This window comes from Telluria sp. Soil_C_11 (assembly GCF_057657395.1).
Genome location: NZ_JBDGIN010000009.1, coordinates 69,681 through 91,255, shown reverse-complemented (window position 1 = coordinate 91,255; position 21,575 = coordinate 69,681). Strand labels below are relative to the sequence as shown.

Sequence of the window (21,575 nt, the reverse complement as noted above, 5' to 3'; positions counted from 1 at the left end):
AGAGGCAGGTTTCCCTTATACTCGATACACCATGCTGATCCGCTCCCTGGTCCCCGACGACATCCCGGCCGCCGCCGCGCTGCTGCGCCGCGCCGCCGGGGAATTCATCCTGCACGAATCCACGCCGGCCGATGGCGCCGTGTTCCTGGCCGAGCAGGGCGAGGAGGGCATGCGCGGTTTCCTCGCCAAAGGCTATGTCTACCACGTGGCCGAGGTGGATGGGACGCTGGCCGGCTTCATCGCGATCCGCGAGCGCAGCCATGTCTACAGCCTGTACGTGGACAGCCGCTTCCATCGGCGCGGCATCGCGCGCAGGCTATGGGAGACGGCGAAGCAGGCCGCCCTCGGGCCTGGCCATCCGAACGCCTTCACCGTGAATGCATCGAACCACGCGCTGCCCTTCTATGCCTCGCTGGGCTTCGTGCCGACCGCGCCCACGCAGGTCGGCATCGTGCGCTACAACCCGATGCGCCTAGTCCTTGGCCCCGACAGCCCCCTCGTCGATCCGGCGTAGCCACAGGCTGCTGGCCCAGCCCTCGACCTCCCTGCCTTTGACACGGGCGCGCACCCGCCACCAGTCGCCGTCGGCGGCGCCGGTGCGCGTGACGAAGGTCCCGGCCGGCAGCACCGCCAGCCGGGGAGCACCGGTCGCCGTGGCGGCGCGCAGGTTCAGGTCGTCGACGACCCGGTAGCGCAATGCCGCCATCGCCGGCGCGGGAACCACCGCCGCCGCCAGCGGGACAGGCGCCGCCGCCGGCCGCGCGGCCGCCGGCAGCAGGCCCGCGAGCAGGGTGCCGAAGGCCAGCGTACCGCCGCCGACCAGGGCCAGCGTGCCGGCGGTCGGACGGCGCCACCAGCGCCGCGGCGTCAGGCAGCCTGCCAGCACCAGGGTCAGCGCCAGGCCCAGGCCATAAGCGGCGGCAAGCGCCCAATGGTTGGAGGCGTTCATCGTCAGGCGTCGAAGCGCAGCACGTAGTGGCCGGCGACCAGGTGGTGGCCGGGCGGCAGCCGGTAGGGCTGCTCGGGCGTCGCATCGCCGATCGCCGCCACGAAGCGCAACTGCTCGTCGAGGTGGTACAGGGCCTGGGTGGCGCTGGCGCGCGCGATGCGGTAGCCGTCGGGGCCGGCCTCGAAGCTGAAGGCGTTGCGCGACAGGCCGAGGCGGTCTGCGCTGGACGGGGCGGCGCCGGGTCCGGCGCGCAGGAAGCGCGGCGAATCCAGCACCCGCAGGCCGGCCAGCATCGGCGCGCCGCGGCCGAACAGGAAGCGCGCGCCCGGCGCCACCGGCAGCGCCGGCGCGTGCGGCAGGCGCAGCAGGGCGAGGTAGCGCTCGGCCATTTCGGGGGCAGGAGCCAGCAGCTCGACCCTGGCGCCGTCGACCGGGCTGAAGCTGCCGGGGGCGGCCACCGGTTCGCGGCCGGCGGCCGTGACCGCGTGCAGGACGTCGCCATCGTCGACCGCGAAGCCGAGGATGGTGTCGGCGCCCGGGGCGACTGGCGCCAGGGCGCGGTCCAGGCCGATCTCGAGCGCCTGGGCGCCGGTCTCGCGGTAGCGCGACAGGCGCGGCAGGGCCAGCGCCGCCAGCGCCACCCGCTGGCGCGCCACCGGCGCATAGGTGGCGTCGCTTTCCGCCGCGCCGGCCGCCGGCCGGGCCAGCGGCACCGCCGTCATGTCGGGCGCCAATGCCTGGCGCGGCTTCCAGACTGCCGGGCGGGCCGAGGGCGCCGGCGCCGACGGGGTGCGGGCCGGGGCCGGGATAGCCGAGGCGGCGCTGCGGACCGGGGCCGGCGATGGATTGGTGCGCGCGCCCGGCGCCGGGGTAATCCGCAGCAGCAGGCGCGGCGCGGCGCCGCCGGCGTCGGCCCCGCCGCGGCGCGAGCGGATCGTGTAATAGCCGCCGGCCGGGTCGTAGCTGCACTCGAAGGCGTCCTTGGGCCGCACCTGCACTTCGAGCGGAGACTCCGGGCCGTCGTTGATCAGCAGGATCGCGCCTTCCGCGCCGAAAGGCCAGCCGGGCGCCGCGTGGGTCGCTTCGTGCTCGTCATGCCCGATCAGGGTCAGGCGCTGGTTCGGGTAGACCGGGCAGACCGTCTTCCACACCGCGCTGTCGCGCGACACGCTTACCGTGTACTGCACCTTTTCGCCCGGCGCCGGCAGGTAGACCGCGTGGCCGAAGCGGACCTCGACCTCGCCCGGGGCCAGGTCTTCGGCGCCGACCACGTGGTAGCGCACTTCATCGCCGCCGAGCAGGTCGCCGAAATCCTTCTGGTGCAGCGCCGCCAGGCCCTGGGCCAGGTCGCGCACGCGCGCGCCGCGCGTGAGGTGGCGGTCGTCGTCGACCTCTTCCTGCGGCAGCGCCAGCGTCACGTGCGAGAAGCAACGCGTGGCCGCGCGTCCGCGCTGCTCGCGCGGCGCGCGTTCCAGCAGGTCGCGCAGCAGCGGACGGCGCGAGAACAGGGCCAGCCCGGGCGCCTGCCAGATCGCCTCGGGGCTGAACACATCGTTGATCCTGGCAAGGGTTTCGTGCTGTACGTAGACCGGCATGATTCGTTCTCCTCTAATGTTGAGCGCGGGTTGCGTGTTCGCTGGCGACGCCGACAGCTAGCAGGGGGCAGATGAAAAACAGCAGGTGCGAGCCGCCCGCCGACAGGAAGCTCATCGGCTGGCCCATCACGGGAAAGATCGCAAGGTTGGTGCCCCACGAGAGCAGGAAGTGGCCGGCCACGAAGGCTGCGCCGCCGCACAGCAGGAAGCAGCGGAAGCGGGCCAGCCAGGCCAGGCGGAAGTCCCGCGCGCCGGCGGCGTCCAGCCAGCAGCGCACGGCGCTGTGCAGCAGTCCGGCCAGGAACAGCGCCTGCAGGCCCCACAGCAGCAGGGCGGCGGCCAGGCCATGCCGGTTCAGGAAAAAGGACGGCGCGAAGTCGTCCTGGACGGCGGGGATGCGCAGCACCGCGCCGGCGTCCTGGCCCAGCGCGGCCAGGCCGAACGCATGGTCGGCGCCGAACCAGCCGCCGCCGGCGATGGCCTGGGCGCCGAGCAGCAGCTGCTGGCCCGTGTGCGGATGGGAGCCCGGGTCGAGCCAGACCATGAAACGGTCGGCATAGAAGTTCCAGCGTGCGAATTCGGCGGGGCCGGCGGCGCGCAGCAGGACCACGCCGGCGATGCCGGCCAGCGCGGCGCCCAGGCAGGCCAGCGCCAGCCGGTGCCGGCCGCCGGCCAGCGCGAACGCCAGCGCCATCGCGCCGCCCCACACCGCCAGCAGGATCAGTGGCGAATAGTCGTCGACCTGCACCAGCGCCACCGCCAGCAGCACCAGGAACAGCAGCGCCGGCGCGCCCAGGCGCAGCGCGCGCAGCAGCAGGCCGCCCGGCGCCGGCTGGCTGCCCGAGGCCAGCGCCAGCGAGTGGGCGCTGAGGGCGGCCAGGGCCAGCTTGGCGAATTCGACGGGCTGCAGGTCGAACACCCCGGTCTCGTCGCCGAACGCGACCTGCAGCAGCAGGAGCAGCAGGGCCACGCCGCTCAGCAGGAGCAGGGCCAGTTCGACCTGCGCCTGCGCCAGCGGCCGGGCGCCGCGCAGCGGGCGCAGGGCGCACAGCAGCCCGCAGGCGCCGGCGCCGATCGCCAGCAGCGCGCCGGTCTTACCGGCGTGGCGCAGCCAGGACGATTCCGGCGCGCCCAGGCCCAGTTCGAGCTGGGCCAGCAGGCCGACCGCGAACAGCAGCACGGCGGCGCAGGCGGCCAGCGAGCGGCCGGCGGCCAGCCAGATGCACCACAGCGCGGTCCAGGCGGCCAGCAGCACGATGCCGATGCCGGCCGGTGCGCCGCTCTTCTGCAGGAACATCAGGACGCCGCCGCTCGCGGCCAGCAGCAGGGCGCCGAGCGCGCCGAGGCTGCGCATGTGCCCGAGGCGGCGCGCGGCGCCGCTCAGGAACAGCGCCGCGCCGGCCGCCAGCGCGAGCGCGAGGGCGGCGCCCAGCGGCGGCAACGCCTGTTCCGGCAGGCGCCAGTGCGTGCGCCGCGTCCACGACCAGCCCACGCCGTCGGGCAGGCGCAGCTGGGCTTCGCGGTACAGGGCGACGTGGGACGCCGGCTGCAGGTGCAGCAGGTCGCCGTTGCGTTCCAGCAGCAGGCGGGTGCGGCCCAGCTGCAGGGCATTGGCGCCGTCCAGGCTTTCCTCGCGCTCGGCCAGCAGGACGGCATCGCCTGGACTGCCTGCCGGCTGCAGGCGCAGCGGGGCCTGGTCGGCGCCCGCGCCGCCAGCCAGCAGCATCCCCTCGGCGGTCTGCCTGATGGTGGCGGCGGGCGCAGGGATGCCGGCGATGGCGATGCGGTTGCCGCAATCGAGGTTGCCGCCGAAGACCAGCGGCCGGTCGATGCCGAGCAGCGAAGGCAGCAGGCGGTTCCAGGCGCCCACCGCGCGCGCGGCCAGCCGGGCATCCGGGCAGTCGGGCTGGGGCAGGCCGCCGCGCAGCAGGGTGGCGCCGTCGTAGCGCCAGTGCGCGCCGCCGCGCGTGAAGGTCACGCTGCCGGCCTCGACCGCAACGACGTCGAACGTGGAGGCGCCGAGCTGGAAGCGCTGCCCGTGGGCCAGCGGCACGCTGCCGGCACGGCGCCGGCGTTCGCCATGCTGGACCGTCAACGGTGCATGGGTTCCTGCGCCGGCGGCCCACCAGTTGCCGGCGGCATCGCGGCGCAAGCGGATCCGGGCGCCATCGCCTGGCGGCAGGCCGAGGGCGGCGCCGTCCAGCAGCACGTCCTTGCCGGCGCCGAGGGCGACCGATATCCGGCCCGGCAGCCAGGCGTCGGGCGTCCGCAGCAGGCAAGCCAGCTGGAGGGCGCACAGCAGCAGGAGCAGGGCCGCGGCCAGCATGCGGCCGCTGCGCCAGGCGGCGAACGCCGCGGTGCCGGCGCCGGACCAGGGAATCGCCAGGCGGTACAGCGCCGCGCCGCTCATGCCGCGCTCCGCATCGCGTCATGCGTCCAGCTGGCGCGCGCACGCTCGATCAGGCGGCTGATCTCGAGGGCGTGGCGGGGCCGCTGTTCCGGCCGCGGGGCCAGCAGCGCGCGCAGCAGGCCAAGGGCCGCCTCGCCGGCCGCGGCGGTGGCGAGTCCGGCATGGCGCAGGTAGAGTGCGGCCTCGTCCGGCGCCAGGATGGCCGGCAGCCCGCCCTCGTGCCGGCTGCGCAGGACGGCCGCGGCCGCGGGGCCGTGCTCGCGCCAGGCGCCGCCGCAGGCGCTGCAGAAGCGCAGCATGGCGCCGGTGACCACGTGGTAGAGCAGGGCGCCGAGCGCGAAATAATCGCTGCGCGCATCGGTGAGGTAGCGCCCGTCGGCGCCGGGGAAGAATTGTTCGGGCGCCTGCCAGTTGGCGGTGCCGGCGTAGGAGTGGGCGGCGCGGTCGGCCAGCGGGCGGTTGGTGCCGAAGTCGGCCAGCTTGAGCGCGCCGGCGCCGTCCACCAGCAGGTTCGCCGGTTTCAGGTCGAGGTGGCGCCAGCCGTACTGGTGCACCTTGGCCAGCGCCTGGTTGACCTGGGCGGTCCAGTCGAGGGCCTGGCCGAAGGAGGGGGCGTCGCCGCGTGCGCGCAGCGCATCGAGGTGGCGTCCGAGGTCGCCGTCGAGCCGTTCGAGCGCCATCGCCGGCAGGCCGAGGTGCTCGCCGCTGTCGAGCAGGCGCACGACGTGGCGCTGGTCCCACGGGCGCAGCGCGCGCAGGAAGGCGATCTCGGCTTCCAGGCAGTCGGTCCAGCGCCGGCGCTGCGGCGGCAGGGCCAGGGCCATCTGTTCGGTATTCACCAGCTTCAGGACGGCGGGCAGGCCGCCGCCGGCCGGTTCGGCGCGCCACAGCAGGCCGTAGCTGGAACTGGCCAGCGGTTCGCGCAGGCGCCAGGCGCCGGCCGTCAGGGTGATGATGTCGCCCGCTTCGAGCATGTGTCCTCCCGTCCACGGCGGCACAGGCGCCGCCGCTCCGGGCTAGCGGAGGGAAGGAGAAAACGGGCGAAAAAAAACCGCGCCGGAGCGCGGTTCCTGTCAGCAGGGACGATCAGCGGCGCCAGCCGCCGTGGTGATGACCATAGCCGCGGTCGTAGTAGCGGCCACGATCGTAGTAGCGGTCACGGTCGTAATACGGGCGCGATTCGACGTACACCGGACGCGGTTCGTAGTAATAGCGCGGACGCGATTCGACGTACACGGCGGCCGGGGCCGGCTGGTAGTAGCCGTTCGAATAGTAGGTGTTCGAGTAGCCGCTCGGGTAGCTGTTGTAGCTGTAACCGCGGTTGCGGTAATAATAGTCGTCGTCGGTACGCACCGAGTTGCCGACCGCTGCGCCGATGGCGGCACCGACCAGGGCGCCATCGCGTCCACCCGCACTGCCGCCGATGGCGGCGCCGGCCAGCGCGCCGATGACGGTGTTCGCTCCCCGATCTTGAGCCATTGCCGTGGAGGAGACGGCGGCCGCGGCCAGGAGTACCGCACCAAAGCATTTTTTGTTCAACATGGCTGTTCCTTGGGCCTCAACGGGGATCAGGATGATCGCAACAACGCCAGGCATGACGGTACTATAGCCCCCACCGGCGAGGCTGCCACCCGTTAATACAGATTCTTACACCTGCATCAGAGAGCGAAACATTTCGAACCGGCAGGGCTTGCAGTCGGGCCCGGCCGCCCCATCTAGCGAGTGTCTTCCATTGATCACCGAGTTCATGGCGCGCCGACGATCTTCTGTTTCCGTTCTTGCAATCCTGGTGCTGGTGCACCTGTATATCGGCCTGCGCTTGCTGCCGGGCATGGAAGTGGGCATGTTGGGGATGCTCATCGGCATCATCCTCTTGGCGCTGTCCGCCGTGCTGGTGCGCATCGGCCTGGTCGCGCCCAGCCTGCGCCGCAGTCGCTGGTCCGGCCCGCTGGCCTGGACCGGACTGCTGGCGATGGGATTCTTTTCCTCGCTGCTGGTATTGACGCTCGCGCGCGACGTACTCCTGCTGATCCTGACGCTGACCGGCGCGGTCGGTCCGGCGCTGGTCCGCAACAGCGCCGTCGGCGTGCCCCTGCTGGCGCTGGCCGTGACCGCCATCGGCTTCGTCAATGCGCGCCGGCTCGCGCGCGTGGTGCGGATCGATGTGCCGATCGCCGGGCTGCCGCAGGAACTGGCCGGCTACGCGATCGCACAGATTTCCGACATCCACGTCGGCCCGACCATCAAGCGGGCTTACCTGAACGCCATCGTCAACAAGGTCAATTCGCTCAAGCCCGACGCCATCGCCATCACCGGCGACCTGGTCGACGGCAGCGTGCAGCGCCTGGCCCTGCATACCGAGCCGCTGGCGCGCCTGTCGGCGCCGGACGGCGCCTTCTTCGTCACCGGCAACCACGAATACTACTCGGGCGCCGAGCAGTGGATCGCCGAGGTGCGCCGCCTGGGCCTGCGCGTGTTGCTCAATGAACACGTGATCCGCCGGCGCGGCCAGGCTTCCCTGATGATCGCCGGCGTGACCGATTTCACGGCCCAGCATTTCAATCCTGCCCACAAGAGCGACCCGCACCTGGCGGCCGCCGGTGCGCCGGACGACGTCGCCGTGAAGGTGCTGCTGGCCCACCAGCCGCGCAGCGCGCCGGCGGCGGCGGACGCCGGCTTCGACCTGCAGCTGTCCGGCCACACCCACGGCGGCCAGTTCTTCCCGTGGAACCTTTTCGTGCCACTTCAGCAACCCTTCGTTGCCGGCCTGAACCGGGTGCGCTCGCTGTGGGTCTACACCAGCCGCGGCACAGGGTATTGGGGGCCGCCGAAGCGCTTCGGGGCGCCATCCGAGATCACGCTCGTGCGTCTCGTGCCCGCCTGACGATTCCCCAACTATGTATTTACTGCAATAAATTTCCTAAAACGACGGCGATTGCGTTATTGTTTCAGTCATTTCGACCCGAACCAAAGGACAATCGCATGGACCGCCGCACCCGTCTTCCCGCCCTGACTCTTGTTGCCGCCACCCTGCTGAGCGGCTTCGCGAATGCTGCCCAGCCAGGCAATGACCCGGCCGCACTCGCCAAGGTTCGCGATACGGCGATGCAGAGCGATTATGCCTACCAGCGCCTCGAAGACCTGACCGACCTGGTCGGTCCGCGCCTGTCCGGTTCGGCCGGCGCCGCCGCCGCCGTGACCCAGGTCGCCGACGAGCTGCGCAAGCTGGGCGCCAAGGTGACCCTGCAGCCGGTCAAGGTGCCGCACTGGGTGCGCGGCGTCGAGACCGGTGAAGTGGTCGACTACAAGGGCCGCCCGGCCGGCGTCACCCAGAAAGTCGTGCTGACCGCCCTGGGCGGCTCGGGCGCGACCCCGGCCGAGGGCATCACGGCCGAGGTGATCGTGGTGCGCACCTTCGAAGAGCTGAAGGCGCGCGCGGCCGAAGTGAAAGGCCGCATCGTGCTGTTCGACGTGCCGTTCGACCAGAACATGGCCGACCGCGGCCTGGCCGGCACCGCCTACGGGCAAGCCGTCGCCTTCCGCGGCGCCGGCCCGCGCATGGCGGCCGAGATGGGCGCCCAGGCGGCCCTGGTCCGCGCCGTCGGCGGCGCCGCCTTCCGAATCGTGCACACCGGCGCCACCAACCTGCCGGAAAACAAGCGCATTCCGGCAGCCGCCATCACCATCGAGGATTCGATGCTGATCTCGCGCCTGTCCAAGCGCGGCCCGGTGCGCCTGCACCTGACCGTGACCCCGCAGACCCTGCCGGACGCCGACAGCTACAACGTCATCGCCGACTGGCCCGGCACCGACAAGGCCGACGAGATCGTGCTGGTGTCCGGCCACCTGGATTCCTGGGACCTGGCCACCGGCGCCAACGACGACGCCTCGGGCGTGGTCAGCGCCATGGGCGTGATCGACACCCTCCGCAAGCTCGACTACCGTCCGCGCCGCACCATCCGTGTGGTCGCCTGGATGAACGAAGAAAACGGCGGCCGCGGCGGCAAAGGCTACAACGATGCCTACAAATCGGCGGCCGAGAAGCACTTCGCCGCCTACGAAGACGACGGCGGTTCGGGCCGCCCGTTCGGCCTGCGCGCCGGCGTCGGCCTGCAGTCGGCCAAGCTGGTGGCGCCGCTGCAAGCCGCGCTGTATCCGATCGGCGCAGGCGCCTTCCGCCGCGAAGACGTGATCGCCTCCGGCGACCTGCACGACCTCGAATCGTCGGGCGTGCCGACCTTCGAGCCGTGGATCGACTCGGCCAACTATTTCAATTACCACCACACCACGGCCGACACCTTCGACAAGGTCGATCCCGACAACCTGCGCCGCCACGTTGCCGTGATGGCGACGACGGCGTGGTTCCTGGCCAATATGGACCAGGCGATCGGCCGTTCGAACGTGGCTGTGCCGGCAGCGTCGACTACCGCCGCCAAGTAATCAGATTTGCCGGCGCGGCGGCGGACGGCTCAGCTGCTGCCGATCCGCCGCACCGCCCGCGCGTGGCCGCGGAAGGGCCTGCCGTACACGGTCTGGATGCCGCTGGCGAAGTTCTGCCCCCACACCAGTTGCGGCCGGGTGTCGTGTTGCTCGCTCGACCAGTACCACACCCGGTCGAAGCGTTCGCGCAGGTTGGCGAACAGCAGGGCGAGTTCGCGCCGCGTGGGCAGGTCCCCATCCTGGGAAGCCGCCCATTCGCGCGCGGTTGGCCAACTGACATCCGACACATCGTCCGGCAGGAGAACCAGGTGGTAGTCCGGCTCGCCTTCCTTGCCCAGGATGAGGCCGGCATACGCCTCGCCTTCCTTGAGCATTTCCTGAATCCTGAGATATTCACCCATCGCGCAATCCTCGCTCATGTCCTTCGGTCTGGTAGTAAGACCATGTTCACCGCGAGTCAGTTGCCGCGCGCAATACGACGCAGCTCATAACATTGTGCGCCTGATCCGTGCTAGGTAAATTTTTTTTGAAAAAATTGAACTCTGGCAGTTTCCTTCCGTCAAAGGGATACGTTCGCTTTTTGCCGTAAGGAAGCTTTAGATGAAAAAACTCGTTGCCCTCGTATCGGGTATCCGACTCAATGCCGTGCTGTGCTGCGGCGCCGCGCTCCTGTTGAGCGCATGCGGCGCCGGCGTGAGCGACCCTGTCAACGGCCCGCCATCGCAAACCGCAGCGGAGCTCGCCAGCGGCACTGCCCGGCCCGCGGCAAACAATGCCCCCGCCACGCCCTACGGCGACGACGCCGCGCCGGCCATGGCCGATGCTGCGGCGGTCGTGCCTGCCGTTACGTCCGCCGCTGCGCCTGCCGCTGCACCTGCCGCTAAACCGGCCCCGTCCGCCGCGCGCGCGGCTGGCGCTGCCGCCAACATCGAACCGGCCTATGACAGCAACCGGCAGGCAGCGCGCACGGCAGGCTTCTCCGACCAGGCGGAAACCCCGGTGGAAGTCGCGCAGGAAGCGGCTCCGGCCTGCGACGCTGCCGGCTGCCAGCACTGACCGGGAACAGTTTTGCTCTCCCGGCCTTTTCTCCGGGGGCCGGGTTCAGTCCGCAAGCCGCAAGGCCTGCGGGCTTTTTATTCGCCGTCGTCGCCGTCGTCGACCGGCTGGGCAACCTGCGGGCCATCCGCAGTGGGGCGGTTCACGGCCTTGCTGACCTGGTGCCATTCGAAGGCTTCGGCCGGCACGGCCGCGTGCCGGGCCAGTTCGAGCGCCTGTTGCGGACTGAGGGCGGGAGACAGCCAGAGCGCGGCATCCTCGGCGCCGAGGACGACCGGACGGCGGTCGTGGATGTCGAGCATGCCGCCCGAGGCGTCGTCGGTCACCAGCACGAAGCCGGCTTCCGCGCGGTTTTCCTCGAAGGGACCGAAGTTGGCCAGGGCCAGCAGGAACAGGGGAGCGTGGTCCTTGCGGTGGATGTGCCAGGGCTGCTTGTGGCCTTTTTCGCCGGTCCATTCGTACCAGCCCTCGGCGGGCACCACGCCGCGCCCGTTCTTGAGCAGGCGCGACCAGTAGCTGCTGCCGAGCTTTTCGAGCCGCGCATTGATGGCGATCGGGATCTTGCCCTCGGCCCATTTGGGGCGGTAGCTCCAGAACACGTCGTCGACGCGGTGCTGGCCGTCCTCGATGTGCATCACCGGCCGGTAGGTGCCTGGCGCGGCGTTCGTGGTCGGCCCGGACTCGCTGTCGAACACGGCATCGGTCCAGCCCAGCAGATTGGCGTAATGGCGCGCGGTCTGGCTTTGGTCAAATCGTCCACACATGGCCCGATCCTACCGTAGTTGCGCGCAGCCCGGCGTCCGTTAGCCGGGCAGCAGCCGGCTCAGGTGACGACGCGCCGCGCCACCGGTATCCGCGACACGATCCAGGTGGAGGCCAGCGACAGCAGGAACACCAGCAGCACATAGCGCAAGCCGCCGGCCGGCCCGGCCTCGATCCCGTCGAAGGCGCGCAGTCCGTCCACGAACAGGTAGTGGGAAGCATAGACGCCGAGCACCAGCGGACCCAGCGCGGCCAGCGCCGGGATCCGCGCCAGGCGCAGGTCGGACAGCGCGATCATCGCCATGCCGAGGCCGAACGGCCAGGTGCCGAGCGTGAAGTCCTGCGCCATGCCGGTGCCGAAGCGCTGGTGCAGCCAGGCGACTTCGCCCAGTTGCAGCAGCAGTCCGCAACCGGCCAGCAGGGCGCCGGTGGCCGCCCAGGAGGGTTGCGGTCCGCGCCGCTGCAGCGCGTGGCCGGTGGCGAACATCAGCAGGCTGAAGAACGGGCCGTTGCGCAGGTTGAAGGCGGTGTGGAAGCCGAGCGGGGTGTCGGCGTAGGCCTTGCCGGCAAGGCCGATCGCGTACAGGAGGATGGCCAGTGTGAACAGGGTCCGCTCCAGGTGGCGCGACAGTAGCGCGCCGCTGAGCAGGGCCGCGATCGCCAGCGCCGGCAGGAACCACAGGTGGACCTTGGCGCCCTGCAGCAGCATGGTGGCGTAGCCGCCGCGCAGCGCCCCGAGCCGCGCGGCCCAGGCGGCGAGCGTGCCCGTCAGGCCCAGCCGGCGGATCGTGTCCAGCTCCGACACCAGGAAATAGATGGCGCACCAGGCCAGGAACAGCAGCAGGACGCGCCGGCCGAGCGCCAGCGAGCAGCGCAGGTAATCGGCGCGCTCGCGGCATTTCGCCGACCAGAAATAGCCGGACAGGATGAAGAACAGGGGAACGGCAAAGCGTTCGACCTGGTTCAGGAAAGTGGCGGCATCGAAGGCGGTCCCGACCGCGCCAGGACCCTCGTGCCGGGCCGTGTGCAGGGCGATGACGGCAAGGATCGCCAGCACCCGGAACACGTCCACAGCTTGGAAACGGGGCATGGGACGATCTTAACCTCGACAGGAAAAATATGCCGATGGAAACGTGTCGGCGCAGCCACGGAGATTGTGCGATTGCGCTGACGTGAGGACGGGAAGTCCTTAACCCACATCGGCCCTTGTGGCCGCCTGGGTCGTCCCAAATTCCTGTCATGTTCGTTCAGTAGTTCTCCGTAAGTTCTCTGTACTTCTTTGTGTCTCCACCTCAGTGATCGGCTGAGCATTGGCCGCTGTCCGCGCAAGCGACAGCGGCATTTTTTTAGGCGCTGTTCGAATGGATAAGGTATAGACTTCCTTGCCGATAGGACAAGATCCGTCCGGCATGTACGTTTGGCCGTCCATGTATTTGCAGGCGCACCTGTCCAGGCGTATGCTGGCCTTACACAAGAGCCCATGAGCGGAGACCATCATGAAACTTCGGCTGGCACCATCGAACCTCTCCACGCGTTTCCACGGCCCCTTGCGCTTCGGTAGCCGCTGGCGCGGCCATGAGCTGCCGCTGCGTGTCTTCCAGCTGATCCTGCTTGGCTGGCTGGCGGTGGCGGGGGCGCGGTTGATCGGCCAGGGCATCGCGCGGCTGCTGGCCGGCTGAGTACGCCGAAGCCGCTTGCCAGGCGTATCGTTATTTCTGTGCTGATCGGCCGGGCCTGCTTCGGCCAGGCAACTCAGATGCGGCTGATCTGCCGGTCGATCGCCTTGCGCGCCCGCTCGTTGCGCTCGCTGTAGCGGTCCGTCAGGTAATCGGTGCGGCCGCGCATCAGCAAGGTCATCTTGTACAGCTCTTCCATCACGTCGACGACACGGTCGTAGTAGGCGGACGGGCGCATCCGCCCGGCGTCGTCGAATTCCTTGTAGGCCATCGGCACCGACGACTGGTTCGGAATCGTGAACATGCGCATCCAGCGCCCCAGCAGGCGCAGGGTGTTCACCACGTTGAAGGATTGCGACCCGCCGCAGACCTGCATCACCGCCAGGGTACGGCCCTGGCTCGGCCGGATCGCGCCCATTTCCAGCGGAATCCAGTCGATCTGGTTCTTCATCACCGCCGTGATCGCCCCGTGGCGCTCGGGGCTGCACCACACCTGGCCTTCGGACCACAGGCACAGCTCGCGCAGCTCGACCACCTTCGGATGGGTCTCGGGCGCGCTGCCCACCATCGGCAGCTCCATCGGGTCGAAGATCTTCACCTCGGCGCCGAAATGCGCGAGGATGCGCGCGGCTTCGTGCGTCAGGAAGCGGCTGAAGGAGCGTTCGCGCAGCGATCCGTACAGCATCAGGATGCGCGGCGGGTGGTTCATCCCGGCCGCCGGCTCGAGCTTCTCGGGCGTGGGCAGGTCCAGCAGTTCCGGCTGGATGTTGGGGAGGTTCGGTAGCGGCTCAGCCATGCTTGGGCTCCGGTTGTTCTTCGGTATCGGGGAAGTCGCTGCGCGCCACGGTGCCCGCCACCGTCGCATCGCGGTGCGCCGCCGGGTACAGCCAGCAGAACAGCGGCGTCGCGGCGGCAGCCCCGAGCAGCTGCGCCACGATGAAGCCGAAGGCATCGGCGGGACGGATGCCGGCGAAGGTATTGGTGGCGCTGCGGGCCAGCGTCACCGCGGGGTTGGCGAACGAGGTCGACGAGGTGAACCAGTAGGCGGCCGTGATGTAGGCGGCGACCGCGAACGGGGTCAGGCCTGGCCGGCTGCGCGAGCAGCCGATGATGACCGCGATCAGGCCGAAGGTCGCCACGAACTCGCTCCACCATTGCGCGGGACCGGCGCGCACGTGCTCCGAAGCGGCGAACACCGGCACCTCGAACATCAGGTGCGCGGCCGCGACGCCGGCGAAGGCGCCGGCGATCTGGACGGCGATGTAAGGAACGACTTCCGCGGCCGGCAGGTTCTTCTGCCACGCTTCCGACAGCGTGACGACCGGGTTGAAGTGCGCGCCCGAGATGGTTCCGAACATCAGGATCAGGGCGACGAGACCGGTGCCGGTCGCGATCGCGTTGGCCAGCAGGGCGATGGCCACATTCCCGCCGGCCAGCCGTTCGGCCATGATGCCCGAGCCGACCACCACGGCCAGGAGGAGGGCCGTGCCCAGGCCTTCGGCGACGATTCGTCTGGCAAATGTCATTGCTTGGTTCTCCTTCGTCGTAGGGCGGTCAGGGCAGCAGCTTGCCGATGCGGTCCAGCTCCGCTTTCAGGCGCGCCCGGTCGTTCTGCAGCGCGTCCAGCGGCAGGGCCAGGAAGGCTTCGATGCGCGCGCGCAGGATCGCATAGGCCCGCTCGAAGGCGGCGCCGATCTCTGCTTCGGTGCCGGTCACGTGGCTGGGGTCATCCACGCCCCAGTGCGTGCGCAGGACCGGGCCGAGATAGGCGGGACAGGTTTCGCCGGCGGCGCTGGCGCAGACGGTGACCACGATGTCCGGCGTCACCGGCAGCCCGTCCCAGGACTTGCTGTAGTAACCCGCGGTCGGGATGCCTTTGCCGGCCAGCAGGGCGAGCGCCCGTTCGTTCAGCTTGCCGGCGGGCTGGCTGCCGGCGCTGATGGCATGCCAGCCGGCCGGGGCCAGGTGGTTGAAGACGGCTTCGCCGATGAGCGAGCGGCAGGAGTTGCCGGTGCAGAGGAAAAGTACGTTCACGTCGGATCTCGGTCGGAAACGGGATTGGCGGGCGGCTGCTCAGGAGCCGCAGGCGGAAGCGCCCGGCGCGCACGCTGCGGCGGCGCCGGGGGAGCACGGATTGCCGCCGCAGCAGTTCTCCGTCAGGAAGCCGAGCAGGGTGTTCATGGTGTCGAACTGCGCGGCATAGATGACGAAGCGGCCCTCGTGGCGCGCCGCGATGAGCTTCGCATTGGACAGCTCTTTCAGGTGGAACGACAGCGAGGAGGGCGGCATGCCGAGCGCCTCGGCGATCCTGCTGGCGGCAAGCCCTCCGGGTCCGGCCTGCACGAGCAGCCGGAAAGTCGCCAGCCGGGATTCCTGGGCGAGGGCAGCCAGGGCAAGCACCGCGTCCTTGTTTTCCATGATCGTCCAATCTAACCATTCGATACTTCGAGTATAGTCGAATCGACAGGCGCCCACAAGCCACTGCCGGCTGTGCGTGGGGCGCGCAAGGGGCGGCTGCCGGCCTTCGGGTCCGGCTGGAGATGACGTTTCGAGTTTTGTCGAAATGTCTTGACACGGTGGATCTGTTCGCAATATTCTGTATTCGTCGAATCACGAATAAGAATGTTTGAGCGCCAGGCCGGTTCCAGTCCGGCCATTCTCATCTCCGCTTATTCGTAATTCGACGAATAAAAAACCGCCGCGCAGCGCGGCGCTGACCAACAGCCGGCCAATGCCGGCCAGACGAGGAGAGCAAGCATGAGCACGAACGACAAACAAGCACTGCCGGTGGCCGTACTGGGCGCCGGACCCGTGGGCCTGGCGGCAGCAGCGCACCTGATCGAGCGCGGCCTGACGCCGCTGATTCTGGAAGCCGGCGCCAGCCCGGGGGCCAACCTGGCGACCTACCGGCACGTGCGCCTGTTCTCGCCGTGGCAGTACAACGTGGACAAGGCCGCCCGGCGCCTGCTGCTTCGGCATGGATGGAAGGCGCCGGCCGACCAGGCCTTGCCGACCGCCGGCGAACTGCTCGACGATTACCTCGCCCCGCTCGCCGCGACGCCCGCGATCGGGAGCCATCTGCGGCTCGGCCACCGTGTCACCGCCATCACCCGGGTTGGCTTCGACAAGGTCAAGACCAGGGGCCGCGATGGCGCGCCTTTCCTCATCCGCGCGGAAACGGCTGACGGTCCGCGCCAGTACCTGGCCCGCGCGGTGATCGACGCCACAGGCACCTGGTCGCAGCCGAACCCGCTGGGCGCGGACGGCATCCCGGCGCTCGGCGAGGCGGCGCTGGCCTGGCGGATCGAATACGGCATGCCCGACGTGCTCGGCGCCGCGCGCGAACGCTTCGCCGGGCGCCGGGTACTGGTCGTGGGCGCCGGACACTCGGCCGCCGGCACCCTGCTCGCGCTCGCCCAGCTGGCCCACGATCACCCCGGAACCGGCATCGTCTGGGCGACCCGCGGCAGCCAGCTGGCCCGGGTGTTCGGCGGCGGCGAAGCGGACGGGCTGCAGGCGCGCGGCCAGCTGGGGATGCGCCTGAAAGCCCTGCGCGATTCGGGCGCGCTGGAACTGCACCAGAACTTCCGGATCGCGCAGCTGCTCGAGGCCGGCGGCCGGGTGCGCATTATCGGCGAAGAGACCGGCGGCGAGGAGGCCGGCGGCGTGGCGCCGGTGATCGATGGGATCGACCGGATCGTCTGCTCGGCCGGCGCACGGCCCGACCTTGCGCTGACCCGCGAGCTGCGGGTGCGCCATGACCCCTGGCTCGAGAGCACCGATGCGCTGGCGCCGCTGATCGACCCGAACGAGCATAGCTGCGGCACGGTCCGCCCGCACGGCCACCGTGAACTCGCGCATCCGGAGTCCGGCTACTACGCGGTCGGGGCGAAGAGCTATGGCCGCGCGCCGAACTTCCTGCTGGCGACCGGCTACGAGCAGGTGCGTTCGGTGGCCGCGGCCCTGGCGGGCGATCTGGCGGCCGCCGACGACGTCCAGCTCGACCTTCCCGAAACCGGTGTCTGCAACACGCGGCTGGCGTACGAGGACGCGGCGGCCAATGCGGTAAGCTCGTGCTGCAACGCGTCCCCTGCGGCGGCGGCATCCTGCTGCGTGCCGGCGCCGTCCCCGTCCGGCGCCTGCGGCTGCGCCAAGCCGGCCGAGGCGGGCTGCTGCGCCTGATCCGGAGCATGCCATGCACCAGCCATCGAAGACCATCGGCATCCTCGCCGTCACCCAGATCGTGTCCTGGGGATCGCTTTACTATGCCTTCACCATCCTGGCGCCGGGCATCCGGCGCGAGCTGGGCCTCGCGCCCGAACTGGTGTTCGGCGCCTTTTCCTGGGCGCTGCTGGTGGCGGGCCTGGCGGCAACGCCGGTCGGGATCCTGCTGGACCGCTACGGCGGCCGCCATGTGATGGCGACCGGCTCGCTCCTGTGCTTCGCGGGGCTGGCCTGGCTTGGCCGCTGTACCGGCGCCGTCTCTTACTATCTCGCCTGGACGCTGATCGGCCTGGCGATGGCCCTGACCCTGTACGAAGCCGCTTTCGCCACCATCAACCGCAAGCTCGACACCGGCTCCAGGCAGGCGATTTCGACCCTGACGCTGTTCGGCGGCTTTGCCAGCACCCTGTTCTGGCCGCTCACCGCCAAGCTCCAGTCGACGCTCGGCTGGCGCGACACCTACCTGTGCTACGGGCTGGTGCAGCTGGCCGTGTGCATGCCGCTGCATCTCTGGCTGGGCGCCGATCCCGCCCGCAGCCGTGCGGAGGCGCCCGCCGGCGCGCGGCGCAGCCATACGCTCGCCGAAGCCTTGCGGCACCCGGCGTTCTGGACCCTGGCGCTGGCATTCTCGGCCAATACCTTCATCTTCTCGGCGCTGGCGGTGCACCTGATCCCCCTGCTCGAACGCCTGGGCCAGGCGCCCGCGGCGGCGGTCCTGCTGGCCGCCCTGATCGGGCCGATGCAGGTGGCCGGGCGGGTAGGGGAGATGACGCTCGGACGGCATGCGCGGCCGCAGGCGGTCGGCAAGCTGACCTTCGCGATGCTGCCCGCGGCATTGCTCGCGCTCGTGCTGTTTGGGGCGCAGGCCTGGGCCGTGGCGCTGTTCTGCGTCCTGTATGGCCTGAGCAACGGCATCCTGACGATCGTGCGCGGCGCGATTCCACAGGCCTTGTTCGGCCGCGAGAACTACGGCGCCATCGCCGGCGCCATGGCCGGCCCTGCGCTGCTGTCGAAGGCTGCCGGACCGCTCGTGGCGGCGCTGGTCCTGCGCCCAGCCGGCGGTCCGGCGCTGCTGCTGTCCGTGCTGCTGGCCATGTCGCTTGCCTCGCTGGCGTTCTACCTGAAGGCCATCGCCGCCGAAAGCGGGCCGCAAGCCGCCGATGCCTTTGACAAAGGTGCCGCGTGACGACTATCCTTCATTCGCCCAATCACGAATGACCCCCATGTCAACATCCTGCTGCCCCCCGGCCACCGCTGTCCCGCGCGCCACGGAAATCGACGCCGACGACCTGGCGCGCATGTGCAAGGCGCTCGCGCATCCCGCGCGCATCCAGCTGCTGCGCCACCTGATCGATTATGGCGAGTGCTACTTCGGGAGCCTGGCCGACGTGCTGCCCCTGGCGCCGTCGACGATCTCGCAGCATGTGTCGATCCTGAAGGAGGCCGGCCTGATCGAAGGCGCGTCGGACGTGCAGCGGGTCTGCTACTGCGTCAACCGGGAACGCCTGCAGCAGCTGCAGCTGGCGATCGGGGCGCTGTAGGCGGCGATCCGCTCACTCGTAGTGCTGGTAGACCGACGTCGTGCCGTCCTTGCGGACCAGCAGCACGTCGTACGGCACGTGCACCGCGGCTTCCATGCCGGGAGAGCCGGGCGGCATCGACGGCACCGCCAGGCCCTTCGCCTGCGGCTTCGAAGCGAGCAGGCGCCTGATGTCGGCGGCCGGCACGTGCCCCTCGATCGCATAGCCGCCGACGACCGCGGTGTGGCAGGCGCCCAGCCGGTCCGGCATGCCCATTTTCTCGCGCATGTCCGAAGGATTGGCGACGTTGTGCGGGTTGACCTGGAAGCCGTTGGCGCGCAGGTGCTCGACCCACGCTTCGCAGCAGCCGCAGGTCGCGCTCTTGTAGACTTCGATGGCCTGGGTGGCGGCGCTTGCCAGCATCGGCAGCCCGATCAGGGCGGCGGCCGCGAGTCTTTTTGCGTTTTCGATGAACATGTTTTCCTCCTCGGTGTGGGGCAGGCATCTTACATCTGTTCGGCCGGGGTCGGCGTCGCCGCCAGCCAGGCCGCCAGCACGACGACCGCGACCAGCACCAGCGCTTCGATCCACAGTATGTGCCGGAAGCGCAGCGGCAACGCGTCGGCTGCGGGCCGTCCCGCGGATTCACGGGCAAGCCAGGGCGGCATCACGAACAGGCGGTTGACGCCGCCCAGCATTGCCGCGGACCCGACCAGCAGCAGCTTGGCCAAGAGCGTCGTGCCGTAGGGGTTGCCGAGCAGGTGCCCGAATCCGCCCAGGTTGCGCCAGGCCGCGTACAGGCCGGTGACGACGATGCCGGCCAGCGCCAGGGTGGCCGAGCTGGACAGGGCGCCGGCATATGCGGCGCGCGCCTGCCGGTCGGCGCCGCTCATGTCTGCGGCGCCCGCCAGCATGATCGCTCCGGCCACCAGTACTTCGCCGAGCCACAGGCTGGTCAGGCCGCCGTGCAGCCAGTCGGCCAGCAAGGGCAGGCTGAAGTCGCCTTCGCTGGCGGCATGGCTGGCCATGCTCCGCGAGTACCAGAACACGGCCAGCGCGGCCAGGGCCAGCAGCGCCGGCGCCGGGCTGCGCTCGCTCCGGATGAAGGCGCCGGCGGCGGCAAGCGCCAGCCCGGCCATTCCGATGGCCCACGCCAGTCCGAGGTGGGTGGCGCTCAGCATCGTCCAGGTGGCGCCGGCCGCCTGGCTGACCGGCACCTCGGCCATCGCCGCCGATGCGAGCCACAGCAGGACGCCGTTGGCGGCCAGCGCGAGCACGGCGCCGGCGCATGCGGCCTTGCGGATGGGCGGGCGGCGCGCCGCGGCCCAGGCGGAGCCGTCGCGGGCCAGCCGCCAGCGGCAGGCGCTGGCCCCCGTCAGCACGGCCACCGCCAGGTTCAGCAGGGCAGTGAACAGGTGCAGGACCGTCTGCAGGTCCAGCCCCATCACTTGACCGTGAAGACGACTTCGCCCTTCACCCGATGGCCGTCGCGGGCCATGGCGGTCCATAGGATGCGGTATTCGCCGGCGGACAGCGGCGGCAGCGCGGCCGTCATGACGGTGGGATCGGCCTTGTCGACGGTGGTCGCGGCGAGCGCGATCTCCTTGTTCTCAGCGCCCGTCACCCTGATCCTGCTGAACGCCGGCTCGAGCGCTTCGTTGAACTTGAGGCGGACCTGCTTTGGCGCCGCGCGAAGCGTGCTGCCGGCCTGGGGATCGGAAGATTGCAGCTTCGCGTGCGCGAAAGCCGACGGGGTGGCGGCGCTTGCCAGGACAAACGCGGAGGCTGTCAAAAAACGCTGGATCGGCATGGTGACTCCTGATTCGAAGGCGACAAGTTCCATGATGATATACGCACCGATGGCATGCCTGGCCAGAAGCCTGCGCCCGGCCGGAACTCGACGACTAACACTGTCCGTGCTGCTCGTAGTACAATCCCGGCCGGCGCGGGCATGGCGAAATTGGTAGACGCATCAGACTTAAAATCTGCCGCCGCGAGGCGTGCCGGTTCGATTCCGGCTGCCCGCACCACTGTTGTTCTTTACTCCTGGACCGGCTTCCAATATTGCCGCGTGACTTTAGTTGAATCCTTGCATGGTGTAGCATGCGCACAGCCATCGCATTACGCAAGGATTTGAATTGAACATCACGATTAACGACGAACTCCGTACCTACGTCGACCCCCTCACGCCCGCCGAACACGAAGCCCTGGAACGCAGCCTGCTCACCGAAGGGTGCCGCGAAGCGCTGATCCTGTGGCGCGACGTCCTGATCGACGGCCATAACCGCTACGCCATCTGCAGCCAGCACGGGATTCCCTTTCGCACCGTCCAGAACGACAATTTCGACTCGATCGAAGACGTCAAGCTGTGGATGATCGATAACCAGCTGGCGCGCCGCAGCGTCACCGACTTCCAGCGCGGCCTGATGGCGCTGCGCAAGAAGGAGATCCTGGCCGCGCGCGTGGTCCAGAAAACCGACGACGAACTGCAGACCGAAGCCGACCAGGCCGTCCCGTTCTCGCCGCCGTGGAATACGCGCCAGGAAGTGGCCCGCGCCGCGCGCGTGTCGCCCAACACCATCAGCCAGATCGAGCGGATCCAGAAAGCGGCCGCGCCGGAGCTGGTGGAGGCGGTGCGCAGCGGCACCATCTCGATCAGTTCCGCCGCCAACGTGGCGTCGCTGCCGCGCGAAGCCCAGGTCGCGGCCGTCGCCGGCGGACGCAAGGAGCTGCAGCAGGCCGCGCGCCAGGTGCGCGAGCAGAAGAGCGCCGCCAAGCCGAAGAAGGAAGCGGAGTTCGAGACGCCCGAAGACCAGGTCAGGGCCCTCAAGGCCCAGGTGGCCGAGCTGAAGGACCGGGTCGCCACCCTGATCGGCGAAAACGACGTGCTGAAGCAGAAGCTGGTGCTGCTCGGCGCCGCATGACGACAAGATAAAAACAAAC

The 21,575-nt window shown here is 69.8% G+C and carries 24 protein-coding genes and 1 tRNA gene; 10 read left to right on the top strand and 15 right to left on the bottom strand.

Annotated features, from left to right (window positions below):
* Positions 1–31 precede the first annotated feature (31 nt).
* Positions 32–514 carry a GNAT family N-acetyltransferase gene (locus AC3A6M_RS16370; RefSeq protein ID WP_487853787.1) on the top strand — a complete coding sequence of 161 codons (483 nt, stop codon included), beginning with the start codon at positions 32–34 and terminating at the stop codon, positions 512–514.
* On the opposite strand, the gene AC3A6M_RS16365 is transcribed toward AC3A6M_RS16370, so the two are convergent.
* The 5 genes from AC3A6M_RS16365 to AC3A6M_RS16345 all read right to left on the bottom strand — a co-directional run bounded on the left by AC3A6M_RS16365 (position 473) and on the right by AC3A6M_RS16345 (position 6,496).
* On the bottom strand, positions 473–949 hold the full coding sequence (locus tag AC3A6M_RS16365) for an SH3 domain-containing protein (RefSeq protein ID WP_487853786.1): 477 nt from the start codon (positions 947–949) through the stop codon (positions 473–475). The two genes, AC3A6M_RS16370 and AC3A6M_RS16365, sit on opposite strands and share 42 nt — an antisense overlap.
* Positions 950–951: 2 nt before the next feature.
* The gene (locus tag AC3A6M_RS16360) at positions 952–2,544 is read right to left on the bottom strand and encodes a hypothetical protein (protein ID WP_487853785.1); all 1,593 of its coding nucleotides are present in this window, start codon (positions 2,542–2,544) and stop codon (positions 952–954) included.
* 13 nt (positions 2,545–2,557) lie between these two features.
* Positions 2,558–4,954 (bottom strand): FtsW/RodA/SpoVE family cell cycle protein, encoded by a 2,397-nt coding sequence (locus AC3A6M_RS16355; protein WP_487853784.1) that lies wholly within the window; start codon positions 4,952–4,954, stop codon positions 2,558–2,560.
* Positions 4,951–5,928 (bottom strand): protein kinase domain-containing protein, encoded by a 978-nt coding sequence (locus AC3A6M_RS16350; protein ID WP_487853783.1) that lies wholly within the window; start codon positions 5,926–5,928, stop codon positions 4,951–4,953. Before AC3A6M_RS16350 ends, AC3A6M_RS16355 begins: the two co-directional genes overlap by 4 nt.
* Positions 5,929–6,040: 112 nt before the next feature.
* A complete protein-coding gene (locus tag AC3A6M_RS16345; protein WP_487853782.1) occupies positions 6,041–6,496 on the bottom strand; it encodes a YMGG-like glycine zipper-containing protein in 456 nt (151 codons plus the stop codon).
* Between the two features lie 205 nt (positions 6,497–6,701).
* Here AC3A6M_RS16345 and AC3A6M_RS16340 point away from each other — a divergent pair, with 205 nt between their 5' ends.
* Together AC3A6M_RS16340 and AC3A6M_RS16335 are read left to right on the top strand one after the other, a co-directional pair.
* Positions 6,702–7,838 (top strand): metallophosphoesterase, encoded by a 1,137-nt coding sequence (locus AC3A6M_RS16340; protein WP_487853781.1) that lies wholly within the window; start codon positions 6,702–6,704, stop codon positions 7,836–7,838.
* 98 nt (positions 7,839–7,936) lie between these two features.
* A complete protein-coding gene (locus AC3A6M_RS16335) occupies positions 7,937–9,394 on the top strand; it encodes a M20/M25/M40 family metallo-hydrolase (protein ID WP_487853780.1) in 1,458 nt (485 codons plus the stop codon).
* Positions 9,395–9,423: 29 nt separating this feature from the next.
* Here the strand turns inward: AC3A6M_RS16335 and AC3A6M_RS16330 are convergent, their stop codons facing one another.
* Positions 9,424–9,795 (bottom strand): Lcl C-terminal domain-containing protein, encoded by a 372-nt coding sequence (locus AC3A6M_RS16330; RefSeq protein WP_487853779.1) that lies wholly within the window; start codon positions 9,793–9,795, stop codon positions 9,424–9,426.
* Between the two features lie 199 nt (positions 9,796–9,994).
* Between AC3A6M_RS16330 and AC3A6M_RS16325 the strand changes: the two genes are divergently transcribed.
* Complete coding sequence (locus tag AC3A6M_RS16325; RefSeq protein WP_487853778.1) at positions 9,995–10,450, top strand: hypothetical protein; 456 nt, start codon at positions 9,995–9,997, stop codon at positions 10,448–10,450.
* 77 nt (positions 10,451–10,527) lie between these two features.
* On the opposite strand, the gene AC3A6M_RS16320 is transcribed toward AC3A6M_RS16325, so the two are convergent.
* On the bottom strand, positions 10,528–11,214 hold the full coding sequence (locus tag AC3A6M_RS16320) for an SOS response-associated peptidase (protein ID WP_487853777.1): 687 nt from the start codon (positions 11,212–11,214) through the stop codon (positions 10,528–10,530).
* 59 nt (positions 11,215–11,273) lie between these two features.
* Complete coding sequence (locus AC3A6M_RS16315; RefSeq protein ID WP_487853776.1) at positions 11,274–12,302, bottom strand: acyltransferase; 1,029 nt, start codon at positions 12,300–12,302, stop codon at positions 11,274–11,276.
* A gap of 406 nt (positions 12,303–12,708) precedes the next feature.
* Here AC3A6M_RS16315 and AC3A6M_RS16310 point away from each other — a divergent pair, with 406 nt between their 5' ends.
* A complete protein-coding gene (locus AC3A6M_RS16310) occupies positions 12,709–12,891 on the top strand; it encodes a hypothetical protein (protein WP_487853775.1) in 183 nt (60 codons plus the stop codon).
* A gap of 73 nt (positions 12,892–12,964) precedes the next feature.
* On the opposite strand, the gene arsH is transcribed toward AC3A6M_RS16310, so the two are convergent.
* Genes arsH through AC3A6M_RS16290 form a run of 4 tightly spaced genes read right to left on the bottom strand, consistent with a single transcriptional unit; the run spans position 12,965 to position 15,306 of the window.
* Positions 12,965–13,684 carry an arsenical resistance protein ArsH gene (arsH, locus tag AC3A6M_RS16305; protein WP_487853774.1) on the bottom strand — a complete coding sequence of 240 codons (720 nt, stop codon included), beginning with the start codon at positions 13,682–13,684 and terminating at the stop codon, positions 12,965–12,967.
* Positions 13,677–14,414, bottom strand: a complete 738-nt coding sequence (locus AC3A6M_RS16300) for an aquaporin (protein ID WP_487853773.1) — start codon at positions 14,412–14,414, stop codon at positions 13,677–13,679. The genes arsH and AC3A6M_RS16300 overlap by 8 nt, the downstream gene beginning before the upstream one ends.
* A 28-nt stretch (positions 14,415–14,442) precedes the next feature.
* Positions 14,443–14,922, bottom strand: coding sequence for an arsenate reductase ArsC (locus AC3A6M_RS16295; RefSeq protein WP_487853772.1), 480 nt, complete (start codon positions 14,920–14,922; stop codon positions 14,443–14,445).
* Positions 14,923–14,961: 39 nt separating this feature from the next.
* Complete coding sequence (locus AC3A6M_RS16290) at positions 14,962–15,306, bottom strand: ArsR/SmtB family transcription factor (protein ID WP_487853771.1); 345 nt, start codon at positions 15,304–15,306, stop codon at positions 14,962–14,964.
* A gap of 339 nt (positions 15,307–15,645) precedes the next feature.
* On the opposite strand from AC3A6M_RS16290, the gene AC3A6M_RS16285 reads away from it, so the two are divergent.
* From AC3A6M_RS16285 to AC3A6M_RS16275, 3 genes are read left to right on the top strand one after another with little or no spacing between them, the layout of a single operon-like run.
* Positions 15,646–17,070, top strand: a complete 1,425-nt coding sequence (locus AC3A6M_RS16285) for an FAD-dependent oxidoreductase (RefSeq protein WP_487853770.1) — start codon at positions 15,646–15,648, stop codon at positions 17,068–17,070.
* A 13-nt stretch (positions 17,071–17,083) separates the two neighbouring features.
* On the top strand, positions 17,084–18,298 hold the full coding sequence (locus AC3A6M_RS16280) for an MFS transporter (protein WP_487853769.1): 1,215 nt from the start codon (positions 17,084–17,086) through the stop codon (positions 18,296–18,298).
* Positions 18,299–18,335: 37 nt separating this feature from the next.
* Positions 18,336–18,653 carry an ArsR/SmtB family transcription factor gene (locus AC3A6M_RS16275; protein WP_487853768.1) on the top strand — a complete coding sequence of 106 codons (318 nt, stop codon included), beginning with the start codon at positions 18,336–18,338 and terminating at the stop codon, positions 18,651–18,653.
* A 12-nt stretch (positions 18,654–18,665) separates the two neighbouring features.
* On the opposite strand, the gene AC3A6M_RS16270 is transcribed toward AC3A6M_RS16275, so the two are convergent.
* The 3 genes from AC3A6M_RS16270 to copC are packed head-to-tail and all read right to left on the bottom strand — an operon-like array spanning position 18,666 to position 20,442.
* Positions 18,666–19,109, bottom strand: a complete 444-nt coding sequence (locus AC3A6M_RS16270; protein ID WP_487853767.1) for a DUF411 domain-containing protein — start codon at positions 19,107–19,109, stop codon at positions 18,666–18,668.
* A gap of 29 nt (positions 19,110–19,138) precedes the next feature.
* Positions 19,139–20,077 carry a CopD family protein gene (locus AC3A6M_RS16265; protein ID WP_487853766.1) on the bottom strand — a complete coding sequence of 313 codons (939 nt, stop codon included), beginning with the start codon at positions 20,075–20,077 and terminating at the stop codon, positions 19,139–19,141.
* Positions 20,077–20,442: a copper homeostasis periplasmic binding protein CopC gene (copC, locus tag AC3A6M_RS16260; RefSeq protein ID WP_487853765.1), complete on the bottom strand. Its 366-nt coding sequence runs from the start codon at positions 20,440–20,442 to the stop codon at positions 20,077–20,079. Before copC ends, AC3A6M_RS16265 begins: the two co-directional genes overlap by 1 nt.
* 135 nt (positions 20,443–20,577) lie before the next feature.
* Between copC and AC3A6M_RS16255 the strand changes: the two genes are divergently transcribed.
* Positions 20,578–20,662: transfer RNA gene (locus AC3A6M_RS16255), tRNA-Leu, on the top strand.
* 108 nt (positions 20,663–20,770) lie between these two features.
* The gene (locus AC3A6M_RS16250) at positions 20,771–21,556 is read left to right on the top strand and encodes a hypothetical protein (protein ID WP_487853764.1); all 786 of its coding nucleotides are present in this window, start codon (positions 20,771–20,773) and stop codon (positions 21,554–21,556) included.
* Positions 21,557–21,575: the final 19 nt, after the last annotated feature.

Coding starts and splice junctions, on each gene's coding strand:
- AC3A6M_RS16265 (WP_487853766.1), bottom strand. CDS start 20,077: ATGGGGCTGGACCTGCAGACGGTCCTGCACCTGTTCACTGCCCTGCTG.
- AC3A6M_RS16335 (WP_487853780.1), top strand. CDS start 7,937: ATGGACCGCCGCACCCGTCTTCCCGCCCTGACTCTTGTTGCCGCCACC.
- AC3A6M_RS16285 (WP_487853770.1), top strand. CDS start 15,646: ATGAGCACGAACGACAAACAAGCACTGCCGGTGGCCGTACTGGGCGCC.
- copC (WP_487853765.1), bottom strand. CDS start 20,442: ATGCCGATCCAGCGTTTTTTGACAGCCTCCGCGTTTGTCCTGGCAAGC.
- AC3A6M_RS16280 (WP_487853769.1), top strand. CDS start 17,084: ATGCACCAGCCATCGAAGACCATCGGCATCCTCGCCGTCACCCAGATC.
- AC3A6M_RS16325 (WP_487853778.1), top strand. CDS start 9,995: ATGAAAAAACTCGTTGCCCTCGTATCGGGTATCCGACTCAATGCCGTG.
- AC3A6M_RS16360 (WP_487853785.1), bottom strand. CDS start 2,544: ATGCCGGTCTACGTACAGCACGAAACCCTTGCCAGGATCAACGATGTG.
- AC3A6M_RS16320 (WP_487853777.1), bottom strand. CDS start 11,214: ATGTGTGGACGATTTGACCAAAGCCAGACCGCGCGCCATTACGCCAAT.
- AC3A6M_RS16310 (WP_487853775.1), top strand. CDS start 12,709: ATGAAACTTCGGCTGGCACCATCGAACCTCTCCACGCGTTTCCACGGC.
- AC3A6M_RS16340 (WP_487853781.1), top strand. CDS start 6,702: ATGGCGCGCCGACGATCTTCTGTTTCCGTTCTTGCAATCCTGGTGCTG.
- AC3A6M_RS16330 (WP_487853779.1), bottom strand. CDS start 9,795: ATGGGTGAATATCTCAGGATTCAGGAAATGCTCAAGGAAGGCGAGGCG.
- AC3A6M_RS16300 (WP_487853773.1), bottom strand. CDS start 14,414: ATGACATTTGCCAGACGAATCGTCGCCGAAGGCCTGGGCACGGCCCTC.
- AC3A6M_RS16365 (WP_487853786.1), bottom strand. CDS start 949: ATGAACGCCTCCAACCATTGGGCGCTTGCCGCCGCTTATGGCCTGGGC.
- AC3A6M_RS16315 (WP_487853776.1), bottom strand. CDS start 12,302: ATGCCCCGTTTCCAAGCTGTGGACGTGTTCCGGGTGCTGGCGATCCTT.
- AC3A6M_RS16275 (WP_487853768.1), top strand. CDS start 18,336: ATGTCAACATCCTGCTGCCCCCCGGCCACCGCTGTCCCGCGCGCCACG.
- AC3A6M_RS16355 (WP_487853784.1), bottom strand. CDS start 4,954: ATGAGCGGCGCGGCGCTGTACCGCCTGGCGATTCCCTGGTCCGGCGCC.
- AC3A6M_RS16350 (WP_487853783.1), bottom strand. CDS start 5,928: ATGCTCGAAGCGGGCGACATCATCACCCTGACGGCCGGCGCCTGGCGC.
- AC3A6M_RS16270 (WP_487853767.1), bottom strand. CDS start 19,109: ATGTTCATCGAAAACGCAAAAAGACTCGCGGCCGCCGCCCTGATCGGG.
- arsH (WP_487853774.1), bottom strand. CDS start 13,684: ATGGCTGAGCCGCTACCGAACCTCCCCAACATCCAGCCGGAACTGCTG.
- AC3A6M_RS16370 (WP_487853787.1), top strand. CDS start 32: ATGCTGATCCGCTCCCTGGTCCCCGACGACATCCCGGCCGCCGCCGCG.
- AC3A6M_RS16290 (WP_487853771.1), bottom strand. CDS start 15,306: ATGGAAAACAAGGACGCGGTGCTTGCCCTGGCTGCCCTCGCCCAGGAA.
- AC3A6M_RS16345 (WP_487853782.1), bottom strand. CDS start 6,496: ATGTTGAACAAAAAATGCTTTGGTGCGGTACTCCTGGCCGCGGCCGCC.